General features: G+C 56.1%; 12 protein-coding genes. 5 read left to right on the top strand and 7 right to left on the bottom strand.

The features are described 5' to 3' along the window. The first annotated feature begins 68 nt into the window (after positions 1-68). Together CQ018_RS02965 and CQ018_RS19775 are read left to right on the top strand one after the other, a co-directional pair. Entirely contained in the window at positions 69-599 is a 531-nt protein-coding gene (locus tag CQ018_RS02965) for a hypothetical protein (protein ID WP_105548452.1), read from the top strand. A 94-nt stretch (positions 600-693) separates the two neighbouring features. Further along, entirely contained in the window at positions 694-1,272 is a 579-nt protein-coding gene (locus tag CQ018_RS19775; RefSeq protein ID WP_146111806.1) for a hypothetical protein, read from the top strand. A 54-nt stretch (positions 1,273-1,326) separates the two neighbouring features. Here the strand turns inward: CQ018_RS19775 and CQ018_RS02975 are convergent, their stop codons facing one another. From CQ018_RS02975 to CQ018_RS03005, 7 genes are all read right to left on the bottom strand, one after another. Beyond that, positions 1,327-1,926, bottom strand: coding sequence for a GNAT family N-acetyltransferase (locus CQ018_RS02975; RefSeq protein ID WP_105548454.1), 600 nt, complete (start codon positions 1,924-1,926; stop codon positions 1,327-1,329). An 83-nt stretch (positions 1,927-2,009) separates the two neighbouring features. Continuing rightward, a complete protein-coding gene (locus CQ018_RS02980; RefSeq protein WP_105548689.1) occupies positions 2,010-2,705 on the bottom strand; it encodes a tyrosine-protein phosphatase in 696 nt (231 codons plus the stop codon). A 17-nt stretch (positions 2,706-2,722) separates the two neighbouring features. Further along, on the bottom strand, positions 2,723-3,073 hold the full coding sequence (locus CQ018_RS02985) for an antibiotic biosynthesis monooxygenase (RefSeq protein WP_105548455.1): 351 nt from the start codon (positions 3,071-3,073) through the stop codon (positions 2,723-2,725). Between the two features lie 204 nt (positions 3,074-3,277). Further along, positions 3,278-4,150, bottom strand: a complete 873-nt coding sequence (locus CQ018_RS02990) for a 3-hydroxyacyl-CoA dehydrogenase family protein (RefSeq protein ID WP_105548456.1) — start codon at positions 4,148-4,150, stop codon at positions 3,278-3,280. Further along, positions 4,150-4,935, bottom strand: a complete 786-nt coding sequence (locus CQ018_RS02995) for an enoyl-CoA hydratase/isomerase family protein (protein WP_105548457.1) — start codon at positions 4,933-4,935, stop codon at positions 4,150-4,152. Before CQ018_RS02995 ends, CQ018_RS02990 begins: the two co-directional genes overlap by 1 nt. Before the next feature lie 2 nt (positions 4,936-4,937). Continuing rightward, a complete protein-coding gene (locus CQ018_RS03000) occupies positions 4,938-6,161 on the bottom strand; it encodes an acetyl-CoA C-acyltransferase (RefSeq protein WP_105548458.1) in 1,224 nt (407 codons plus the stop codon). A 479-nt stretch (positions 6,162-6,640) separates the two neighbouring features. Continuing rightward, the gene (locus CQ018_RS03005) at positions 6,641-8,092 is read right to left on the bottom strand and encodes an amino acid permease (protein ID WP_258142374.1); all 1,452 of its coding nucleotides are present in this window, start codon (positions 8,090-8,092) and stop codon (positions 6,641-6,643) included. Positions 8,093-8,539: 447 nt separating this feature from the next. Here CQ018_RS03005 and CQ018_RS03010 point away from each other — a divergent pair, with 447 nt between their 5' ends. From CQ018_RS03010 to CQ018_RS03020, 3 genes are all read left to right on the top strand, one after another. Further along, positions 8,540-9,505: a 1,4-dihydroxy-2-naphthoyl-CoA synthase gene (locus tag CQ018_RS03010; RefSeq protein ID WP_105548459.1), complete on the top strand. Its 966-nt coding sequence runs from the start codon at positions 8,540-8,542 to the stop codon at positions 9,503-9,505. Between the two features lie 58 nt (positions 9,506-9,563). Then, positions 9,564-10,691 carry an AMP-binding protein gene (locus tag CQ018_RS03015; RefSeq protein WP_105548460.1) on the top strand — a complete coding sequence of 376 codons (1,128 nt, stop codon included), beginning with the start codon at positions 9,564-9,566 and terminating at the stop codon, positions 10,689-10,691. A gap of 87 nt (positions 10,692-10,778) precedes the next feature. Next, positions 10,779-11,666: a 1,4-dihydroxy-2-naphthoate polyprenyltransferase gene (locus tag CQ018_RS03020; protein ID WP_105548461.1), complete on the top strand. Its 888-nt coding sequence runs from the start codon at positions 10,779-10,781 to the stop codon at positions 11,664-11,666. Positions 11,667-12,018 lie beyond the last annotated feature (352 nt).

Here is a 12,018-nt window from a genome sequence, read left to right on the forward strand (position 1 = left end):
CCTCGCTTTAGACTATCTACATCCGTCTTCGCTCATGAGCATCATTGAAATGGGACCCCAGAACTACCATGGCTCCTTGGAATACTGAAGCAGTTCCGCCACCCCCGCACGACGAAATCGACGTCGATGTGCTCGATGCGGGCGTAAAATTTATCGCTCGAAGCGAGCAGATACATCAGTTATGGGACTCGGCGCCGCCCAATTTTCCGTACGAGGCCCAGAGGCTATCGACGGAACTTGTTCGAGATTCCATTACTTGGCGTTACCCCGAAGCCGACCATGCCTATGTGATACCGGAATACTCCCATAACGAGGTGCGCTGGTCTATCGCAGAAATTCGGGATCTCAACGATCACCCCATTGCCTGGGACGAATTAAGCGGAGGCCTAGAGCCTGCCACGATTGATTACAGTGAAATCTTGTTCATCGATAACGCCCTGATCGATGAATTGTGGCCATTTCTCTGCGATCTAGCTCAGCAAGGATCCCCGGGACCGCAGGTTCCGGTACCTACGCGAGTTGATACCAACATTTTGAAGGGCCATGACGGTGGGATCCGTGAGCTGTTTCGACTCGAGCTTCGGGCAAAGGCGGACTAGAGGGCCGGTACGCCCCCAGCTCTTAGTTCGCTCCAAACCCGGATCGTTACAATCTTTTCAACTTTCGAAAGGTCCTCGCGACTAGGCTTTCTCTATGAAGCAACGTTTGCGCCCCTTCTTCGCGGTAGCCGCCTTGGTGACTTGGGCAGTGAGCGCTTGTGTTCCGCTGGACATTGAAACCGGCGAATCTACACCGGCGGTGAGTCCACCGATGGTTGAGCCTATTCCGTCCATTGCCGTTCCGGATCTAGAACTCTATACACAAGAGGGTTTAGCAGAGCGTGTCATGGAATTTTCGATGGGTTCACATGCCCGGCAATTACTTGACGGGTCTTTTAGGTCGGCTGGAGTAGTGAATGACTCGGCGAAACTGCTTTTTGCCGAGTCATCTCATGGTGATCAACAGGCGTTAATACCTTTTAGTGGAGGGGGGCTGGGCTTCGGCGTCTATGTCTGGTGTTCCGAGGAGACACGCTTCAACGCTTCATTTGTTGATGGGAAAACTGGTAGGGAATTCGGCTCTGTAGGTGGCAGCTGCGCGGCGTCGAGCAGCAGCGGAGGCGCGACGGGGAATACAAGAATTCAAGGCCCAATCTATCTAACGGTCACAACCGTCGATCCAGTCCCTATCGAGGTCGTTGCCTATAGTTTCCAGTCGACGGAATCCGGATAAGGAGCATTCGTGGTATCTCTGCGAAGACCCTACGGTGCCCCATTCCAGGATCCGCTAGCTGGAGAGGTGTTTAGCCAGTCTAAATTCGAGCCCAGAACGAACCTGCGACCATTCCGATTCAATGATCGAATACACGCAGGTATCACGCAATGAGCCATCGGCCATTCGACGATGCGAGCGCAGTACTCCATCCAGTTTGGCCCCCAGACGTTCAATGGCTGCACGTGATACTTGGTTCATCCAGTGCGTACGGAACTCAACGGCAGGACAGCCGAGCACCTCAAATGCGTGGGTCAGCAATAAAAGCTTTGCGTCCACGTTGGTTCCGGTACCGCTTGCCGAGGCACGATTCCACGTTGACCCGATTTCTAATCGTGGTAGTTCCGGTTCCACACCCATAAATGTGGTCATCCCGAGTAACATCCCATCGGAGTTTCTCCGGCTAATCCACGGAACCATGCTTCCCTGCTTCTGCAGTTCTAGACGTCGTGCTACCTCGTCTCGCATCGATTCCGGCGAAGGTACCACCGTGTACCAGAGCTTCCATGCTTCACCGTCAAGCACCGCTTCAACAAGCTCATCGTGGTGCCTCATGGACAGCGGTTCGAGTGTGACAAGTTTTCCAGGCAAGGTGGTGGGGAGCATCAAGATCATTCTCAAAGCCTACGGTTGCACGAACCTCGGCAATACACTTTCATCGGAAAATTAACCGGCTCTTCGCCTTCGGTTAGGTCTTGTTAAAGCCCCATGCGTGCCAAGATTTCTTTGATCTCTGGTTCGGTGATGCCCTCACCTAACAGGAATTCTTCGACGCTCAAGTCATCAACGAACTCATCCAAGGCTTCAAGTCGTTCGGCCAACGGCTCGATAAGGTCCTTGTCCTCGATGTAGGACTCGTACGGGTGTTTGTAGTTGCTGATCTTGTGCCATTCATTAATCCCACGCAGCGCGGCCTCATATTGGGCTTCAAGTAAGTCTTCCCGCCTGGCAAGTTTGAGCAACATTGAGACAATGAGACCGGTGCGGTCCCGTCCCGCCGAGCAATGCAAAACGATTTTGCCTTCGGCCTTGGCAATCTGGTGGAATACTTCGGCGATGCGATGAGGAAAGAATTCAAGGTTTTCCTGATACATTCGCGGATGATTCATATAGGGAACAGCAAGCCGTTCGAATTCCGGGTGCCCGGCTTCTTCGGTGGGCGAATTGATGATGGTTATCCCGGCTTTTGCAGCCTCATCAACTTGTGGGTCTGTATGTCGGCGGTGCCGCTCCTGAGGGTTTCGCAGGTCAATAACTGTACGAATTCCTTCCGTATAGGCTTGGTGCCACCCGGTAGTTGTCAGCCATTCGCTACGTCCCATCCGGTAGATATTGCCCAGCACAACACGAGCGTTGACTGCGCCCTCCCATTGCGGTTCAGCTTGTGCGTTCATGCTCTCCACAGGCACTTCTATGCGTTGGGCGCCGTGTAGGTTTCCACACGCACGTGCCGTTCAATACCGGTGACAGAACGGGTATCTACCGGCGCGCTGGAATCCGCAGCGGCAGGAGTTTCGGTTGCTGCGGGGCGAGCGTGCGAGGCCCGGAAAGCGTCTGAGGTTTTCCATGCCTCAAAATCAGATTCTGCGACAAACTCCATAGTGACCTTGTAGGGTGTTCCGGCATCCACCGGGCGATCAAGTGTGGCCCGGGCAAGTCCTGTGACTTTGGGTAGGTTATTACGCATATTGCCAATAAAACGTTCTTCGAAGGCTTGCGCACGTTCGCTGGGAACATCGATTCGATTGGTGACAATGTACATGTGTTTCCTTCTTCCGCGTTCCCTGCAGTGCAGGAATTCTCTTAGGGTTTTGAAGTCTCAATTCCCACGTTACCCAGAAGTGGTGCAAGTGGGCAGCTCAACACTTGCTGTTCGCCGTCAGACAAAGCAAGGCGGCGGCGAGAATCTTCGGACCAGACTCGGTCTTGAACATTCTTGCCACCGCCTTGAGTGAAGCATTTCTAGCTACTTGGAATCGTTCCAGTCGTAGAAGCCCTTGCCTGTTTTACGGCCCAGGTGCCCGGCCTCAACCAAATCGCGCAGGATCTGTGGTGGAGCAAAGCGCTCCCCCAGGGTCTCGTTCAGGTACTCGGCAATGCCCAGGCGCACGTCGAGTCCCACAATGTCCGTGGTCTTCAACGGGCCGGTCGGGTGCTTGTAGCCAAGCACCATGGCGTTGTCGATGTCCTCAGCACTTGCCACGCCCTCTTCGACCATGCGCATGGCCTCAAGTGCAATGGCCACGCCCAGCCGCGAGGACGCGAAGCCCGGGGCGTCGTTGACCACCACGGCGGTCTTGCCCAGGGCCGCAACCCAGCCGCGCGAGCGTTCGATGAGGTCTTCGGCACTCTGCTTGGCGATGACTACCTCGATGAGCGTGGAGGCCGGGACCGGGTTGAAGAAGTGCAGGCCCAGGAAGTTTGCCGGGCGCTGCAATTCGGCGGCCAGCCCGCTCATCGACAGCGAGGAGGTGTTCGAAGCCAGGATCGCGTCGGGGGCGAGGTTTTCCTCGACCTTCTTCAGCGAGGAGACCTTCAGGTCCCAGATTTCCGGGACGGCTTCAACCACCAATCCGCGGTCGGCGAAGTCTGCATAGTCCACCGATACGCGCAGGCGTGCGATGATCTGTTCCTGGGTCTGCTCGATGCCGCCGCGGGCGATCGACTTGGATACCGATTCGGTGACGCGTTCCAGGGCGCCCTGCGCGCTGGCCTCGTCGCGTTCAACGACCAGCACGTCGCAGCCGTTGATCAGGAAGGCATGGGCGATGCCGGCGCCCATGCGTCCACCGCCGAGCACACCGACCTTGCTGGGAAGTGAATTGGGAAGGGTTGTCATTACTTTTTCTTCCTGTCCAAGAACGCCTGCATGCGATCAAATTTTGCTTGGGATTCGAAGAGTATTCCCTGCGCCAGCGAGTCAATCACCGGGTGTGCCTCACGCGGGGTGTGGAACACCGACTTGGTGATCCGCACGGCCAGCGCGTCCTGCTGGGCGATCCGATCGGCCAACGCCGAGGCGGCCTCAAGCAGGTCTTTACCTTCGACAAGCTCGGTGATGAGCCCTACGCGTAGGCATTCATCGCCCTTGAGGATTTTTCCTGCCAAAATAATTTCTTTGGCAACGGGTTCGCCCACGAGTTCTTTCAGGCGCCAGGTGGCACCCGCGGCGGCCATGATACCCAGGCCGGTCTCCGGGTTGCCCATGCGCAGCTCGGGGGTGCCGATGCGGAAGTCAGCGGCGAAAGCCAATTCCGCCCCGCCGCCCAGTGCGAATCCGTCGAGGGCCGCAATAACCGGCATCGGCAGCTTGGCAAGACGATCGAAGATACCCGAGTTGATTCCGGCCAGTGCATCATCACGGCGGCGTTCACGTAACTGGGCAATGTCTGCGCCGGAAGCGAAGATGCCTTTGGTGCCGGTTTCCGGATCTGCCGGGGTGCCGGAGAGCACCATGATTTTCGGGGTGCGTTCCAAATAGGCGCACACCGCGTGCAGTTCGTCGACCATCAGCTGGTCGATCGCGTTTCTGACCTCCGGACGGTCGAGCTGGACGTAGAGCCTGTCGTCGAACTCGGTGAGCTTCAGGGTCGTGAAACCGGAAGACTCCAAACGTTTGGTCATTCTTAGACTCCCTCGATGAGCAGCGCAGAGCCCTGCCCAACACCAACACACATGGTGGCCAGACCCAGCTTGGACCCGCCTTCCTTGGCTTCGCGCTCCAGGCGGCCCAGCAGTGTGATCACGATGCGTGAGCCCGAGGAACCCAGCGGGTGGCCCAATGCGATGGCTCCGCCGTCATTGTTCACGATCTCCGGGTCGATGCCCAGTTCGCGCATCGAGGCCAGCGACTGCGAGGAGAATGCCTCATTGAGTTCGGCCGCGGCCAAATCTTCGATCTTGTAGCCGGAGCGTTCCATGACCTTGCGGGTGGCCGGAACCGGGCCGACACCCATGATTTCTGGGGCCAGGCCGGCGGAGGCGCCGTCGATAATGCGGGCGCGCGGGACCAAACCATACTTCTTGATAGCGGCCGCGGAGGCCACGATGATGGCCGAAGCGCCATCGTTCAGCGTCGAGGCGTTGCCGGCGGTCACCACGGTGCCGCCCTTAACTACCGGGCGCAGCTTGGAAAGGACTTCGACGGTGGTGCCGGGGCGCGGGCCTTCGTCGGTGTCAACGATGACTTCGCCCTTGCGGGTCTTTACTGTGACCGGGACGATCTCGTCCTTGAAGCGCCCTGCCTCGATGGCAGCAAGCGCACGTTCGTGTGAGCGTACGGCAAAGGCGTCACAGTCCTCACGGGAGGTGTTGTAGACGCGAGCAACTTCTTCTGCGGTTTCTGGCATCGAGAAGGTTGCTTTGCCTTCGCGGGACAGCTCACCGGAGAGGAACTCTGGGTTCGGGAAACGCCAACCAATGGAGGTGTCGTAGATGGCTCCGGGCTTGGCAAACGCGGTTGTCGGCTTTTCCTGGACCCAAGGGGCACGAGACATAGATTCCACGCCGCCGGCCACCACGATGTCCGCGGCACCTGCCTTGATCATGTGACTAGCCATGGTGATAGCACTCATGCCCGAGGCACACAAGCGGTTGACCGTGATGCCAGGGACCGAGTCATCGAAGCCGGCAAGTAGCCAGGCCATGCGGGCCACGTTGCGATTTTCTTCACCGGCGCCATTGGCATTTCCGAAGATGACCTCATCAACATCTGCCGGGTCGATCCCTGCGCGCTCAACTGCCGCCTTAATAGCAATTGCCGCCAGGTCATCGGGGCGCACGCTTGAAAGCGCTCCACCGTAACGTCCAACAGGGGTGCGGGCTCCGCCCACCAAGAATGCCTCGGTCATCACAACTCCTTTGTCATTCGGCACACGCCAAGATTGTTTTCGTTGGGTATTCCCGCGAATTCAATCATCATGTTCCGTGAATTGGTCTTGCTCCTTGCTCACCGTTGAAGGCAAGCCAGAGATTTACCGACCATTCGTTCACTAATTAATTCACACCTAGAATCCCATCTTGGCATACGTGAGGTCAATCTCGTTTAGACGCAAAAGGCAAGGCATTGACGCAAAAGCCCGACTGGAGTACCCTCAACGTTTCTAATTCTCGAGCATTCGGGCCACAGAACGCGCAATTCCGGCATTCTTCCCAAGAATTAGCATGCTTGACACACCCATGAAGGGAGCCACATTATTGAGCCGTGCACCCATCACCGTGATGCTTCTTTCGAATCGGAAAAGCGCAAAAAGATGGCGGCGCGTCTGGATACCAAGTATTTGATTCCATACACACCGCCATCATTCAAGCGAAGGCCCTCTAGCAACCCTTAGGCGTATAACTCGCTCTTGGGCTTGTTGTTACGCACCTTGCGCCAACCGATCCACAAGGCAACGGCAATGATCGGAATACAGCCAATGGTGTAGAGGCCTAGGTGGAAGATCTCGCCATCCGGACCGACCATCGTGTCAAAGCCAATCAGTACGGTAATAATGGCAAGTGCTATCAGGCCAGCCCAGCTTGTATACGGGGAGCCAGACATGGGTAGCTTGGAAATCTTGCCCTTTTTCTTGCGCAACATGATCTGGCAGCCGAAGATCGCTGCCCAGGTGAAGAGCACACCAATGGATGCGGTGTTCAGCGCAAGGTCAAATGCGAAGGTTCCACCGAGCCAGATGTTCAGGATGACACCGATGAAGTAAACGCCAGCAATGGCCCAAATTGCTGCGTAGGGAACATAACGCTTGTTCATCTTGGTCAGCCACTGAGGCGCGTGCCCATTATTAGCCATCGCTCGGAACACCCGGCCAATCGAGTACAGACCTGAGTTGCAAGAACTCAGGGCGGCGGTGATGACAACAAAGTTCATGACGCTGCCGATCCAACCCCAGCCCAGCTGGTCAAAGACCGTGACAAATGGGCTTTCGCCCGCCTTGTAGTGGTTCCAAGGAATGATCATGGCCAATAGGGTGACCGAGCCGACGTAGAAGACCACGATACGCACCACTACAGCGCGGATAGCTGCGGGAACTTCCTTGATTGGATCTTCCATTTCGCCGGCGGTAATGCCGACCAGCTCAATGCCGTTGTAGGCGAAGATCACTGCATTCAAAACCAAGATGGAGATCATGACGCCACGTGGGAACATGCCGCCCTCGGAGGCGAAGAGGTTGCTAACAGCCGCATGCCCGTCCCCAACCTGTGCGTTGGTGACCACTAGATAGGTGCCAATGCACAGGAAGATCACGATAGCTGCGACCTTCAGGAAGGAAGCCCAGAATTCGAATTCTGCAAAAGCCTTCGCGCTAAAGAGATTGACTGCCACCAGCAATGCAAGTGCACTCAGTGCAGCGGCCTCCACCGAAACGCCAGGAAAGAAGAACTGAAAGTAAAGGCCAATAGCAATCAGCTCGGCAATGCCTGTCATGACCCAGTTCAGGACGTACATCCACCCGGAGAGGAACGCTCCCTTGGCGCCAAAGAGCTCCCCGGCATAGGAAACGAAGGAGCCAGAGGACTGGCGGTACATGATCAATTCGCCAAGTGCGCGCATCAGCAAGTAGGCAATAACGCCAGCTAGTGCATAAGAGAAAATCAGCGCCGGGCCGGTTGAGGCCAAACGTCCACCAGCGCCCATGAACAAGCCGACTCCAATGGCACCGCCCATGGCGATCATCTGAACATGTCGGCGGGAAAGGGTCTTTTTGTACCCCTCAGCCGAGATTTCGGCTTCTTTAGTCGAGGGGTGATGCTGGTGTTGATGAACGTTGTCGGGTTCCAACGCGTAACTCCTTTTAAGACTTCAACCACCCGTTGCCTGGGTGCGGCGGGCGTGGTGCATCTTCAGAGTGTTGGCAATAGTGGTAGGCAACATATGAAGAAGGACACAATCGGCCAACTTACACCAAATTTGCGTCACATCTAAATTGTTTTGTGTCATCACTCACCGAATTCAGGCGTGATGCATGCCACCAATATTTTTGCAAATGCTCTAATGAGGCCCGGATTCTCGGGAAATTATTGAGGCCGTAAACATTGCGCAAAAAAGTTGTTGAACAAGTATAAAAAAGTGTATTTATGCGGCATCCTGTTGGGCGAATGGGCCATGCTCTTCAGCCTACGCTCTGGCGTGTGAGACCGGAATATCTCCCTTAGTAAGTGTTTGCTTTACTTCATTCCTCTGAGCGCTTTGGCTCAAGACTGATCCAAGCGGCTAGCATTCAATATTGTGAGCACCGTAGATTCCACTCCCCAGTTGCCAGCCAAGGTTTCCGACATCTTTGATCCCACGCGCTGGCGTGAGGTCGAAGGCTTTGACCTTGAAGATATGACCTACCACCGCCAGGTCGAACGCGATGAACGCGGAACGATCCTGCGTGACCTTCCCACTGTACGCATCGCGTTCAACCGCCCGGAGGTTCGCAACGCTTTCCGCCCCGGCACCGTTGACGAGCTCTACCGCGTGATGGATCACGCACGCATGAGCTCGGATGTGGCAACGGTGCTGCTAACCGGCAACGGCCCCTCTGCCAAGGACGGTGGGCACTCGTTCTGCTCGGGCGGTGACCAGCGCATCCGCGGCCGTGACGGCTACCGCTACGCCGAGGGCGAGACAGCCGACTCGATTGACCCGGCACGCGCCGGACGCCTACATATCCTTGAGGTGCAGCGCCTGATGCGCACCATGCCCAAGGTCGTCATTGCAGTGGTCAACGGATGGGCAGCCGGCGGTGGGCATTCGCTGCACGTCGTCTCCGATTTGACCATTGCATCCCGCGAGCACGGCAAGTTCAAACAGACAGATGCAACAGTCGGTTCCTTCGACGCAGGCTACGGCTCGGCATTGCTGGCCCGTCAGGTCGGCCAGAAGAACGCCCGGTCGATCTTCTTCCTGGCCCGCGAGCACTCCGCCGAGGATATGGTGTCCATGGGCGCCGTGAACGAGGCGGTTGACCACGCCCGACTCGAAGAAGTTGCCCTCGAGTACGCGGCGGACATTGCCAAGCAATCCCCGCAGGCCATCCGCATGCTCAAGTTCGCTTTCAACCTGGCTGACGACGGGCTGGCCGGCCAGCAGGTCTTCGCCGGCGAAGCCACCCGCATGGCCTACATGACCGATGAAGCAGTCGAGGGCCGTGACGCGTTCTTGCAGAAGCGTGACCCGGATTGGTCTGGCCACCCATACTATTTCTAGGCAATACACGTTCCAGATAATTGAAGAACTCACGTAAGTCAAGGAAGCTTCTCACGCAATGAATCCAGATTCCGCACTCAAGGCCCTTTCCGCGGCCCTGAATGAAGAAGGTCCCGCCGTGGAAATTCTTCCCGGCACCTCGAATAACGACTATCGGGTCACCTTCGTAGGCACGGAGGAACTGAATGGGTTTGAAAAGATCGCTGCGGTGGTGCGTACTTCGGGGTCCACAGGGAACCCGAAGCGCACTGCTTTATCCGTTGAGGCGTTGGCCTCTTCTTCAATGGCAACCGCCGAATATCTGGGTTTTGAGGGCCAATGGGTACTGGCCTTGCCGCTGAACTATGTTGCGGGACTTTCGGTGCTGACCCGCAGCTTGTATGCCGGTACCCGCCCCTGGGCCATGGATTTAGCGTCTACCTTTGATGCGCAAGGATTCAATGACGCGGCTTCGGCACTCACCGATTCCAGACGGCTTGTGTCGCTGGTTCCCACCCAGTTACAGCGCCTACTATCCGACCCTTCTGCCCAAACGCTCTCCACGTTGAGGCGATTTGACGCGATCCTGCTTGGCGGTGCCCGTGCTCCTCAAGCGGTGCTTGATGAAGCAGCAAAGCATTCGCTCAAAATTCATCTCACCTATGGTTCGAGCGAAACAAGTGGTGGCTGCGTCTACGATGCGCGAGCGTTACCGGGTGTTGAGGTCAAAATCGTTGATGGTCGGATCTGTCTAGGTGGACCAACATTGGCTTCCGGATATCTAGATAATCCAGAGCTGAATGCCGAGCATTTCCGCACTGACGCGCATGGAACTCGGTGGTATTTCACCGATGATCTTGGAAGTCTCAGCAATGAGGTACTTAACGTCCAAGGTCGCGCCGACGATGTAATTATCACCGGCGGCATTAAGGTTTCTGCCTCCAAGATCCAGCACTTACTTGAAATTATCCCTGGGGTTGACTCTGTCGTGGTCATTGGGGTTTCGCACCCCGAATGGGGACAGCAGGTCGGTGCCGTGTTCAGTGGTACAGCTAGCTCCGAAACCATCAGAAATACCGTACGTGCGGCACTTGGTTCTGCTGCTATTCCGCGCAGGCTCGTGAACCTAGCAGTTTTGCCAATGCTGCCGAGCGGAAAATTTGACCGGGTAACGATCCAAACCTTGCTGGAAAATATTCAGGGTTAGCTGCTCTTCGTTTGCGAATTTCGCCCTCATCGGCGATCAGGGGAGAATAGAGGCTGATCTTAGACTGAAGTATCGAGAGGACTAATAGTGGCAACGCTTTCCCAGTGGGTCGCCGGTGCTCGACTACGCACCCTGCCCATCGTGATTGCCCCGGTCGTTATCGGCACGGCAGCAGCCCTAGACATCACGGGAAAAGTCGCTTGGTTTGAGGCGGTTTTAGCACTTATTGTGGGTCTTCTGCTGCAAATCGGCGTCAACTATTCAAATGATTACTCGGACGGTATCCGTGGCACCGATGATGTCCGTGTTGGCCCGTTGCGTCTCACAGGTTCTGGCCTCGCCGAACCCAAAGCCGTCCGCAATGCGGCCTTTGGTTGTTTCGGTGCCGCAGCGCTTGTTGGCGCAATGTTGGTCATCATCACCGCTTCATGGCCCTTGTTATTGGTGGGCGCCGCGGCGGTTGTTGCCGCGTGGGGTTACACCGGGGGTAAAAATCCCTACGGTTACCGTGGGCTAGGCGACGTATTCGTTTTCATCTTCTTCGGCCTAGTGGCAACGCTCGGAACTACCTACACACAAGCCGGTCAGCTATCTTGGCTTTCACTCATGGGAGCGATAGGAACCGGGTTCATTGCAACCGCCCTTTTGATGGCGAACAATGTGCGCGATATTCCAACCGACAAAGAAGTTGGTAAGCTAACGCTTGCCGTTCGTCTTGGAGACACAGCGGCTCGCATTAGCTACGTGATGATGCTTGCCGTGGCAATCGTATTACCGGTGGCAATGATCGGCGCTCACCCGTGGATGTGGCTCGTTTTGCTCACCGCGATTCTCTGCCTCCTGCCATGCTGGATCATGCTGCGTAAGCACGAACCCGGCGCATTGATCCCTGTCCTAAAACTCACGGGAATCATCAATATTCTCTATGCAGTGTTGTTCACCGTGGCAATCGTCTTGGATAGGGCGTTAGGCTAAAAGTTCAACAAACTAATATTTTTATGAAGGTGGCCCGGTCATGTGACCGGGCCATTTCCGTATGATTTCTGGATTCAAAACTACTTCACACAACTACATGGCGCTCATGTCTCGCTGAAATCCGCCCTGCACAGAACGGAAGGCAACGACTCTGCCAACTGCCGCGCAACATCCAGGCAGTGCGCTAAATCCCAGAGCGCTCACCCACGAATCCGGGGAAGAAACGCTGAACAAAATTGCTGGCAGCAAGGTGAATAGCACGAAGAAAGTAACCATATGGATCCACGGTTTGCTGACCAATCGTAGGACCCGATCCAGCATCAGCGCTAACAGCACTCCAACGAACAACGAT

The sequence above is a fragment of the Arthrobacter sp. MYb227 genome (genome assembly GCF_002975435.1).
GTDB lineage: Bacteria > Actinomycetota > Actinomycetes > Actinomycetales > Micrococcaceae > Paeniglutamicibacter.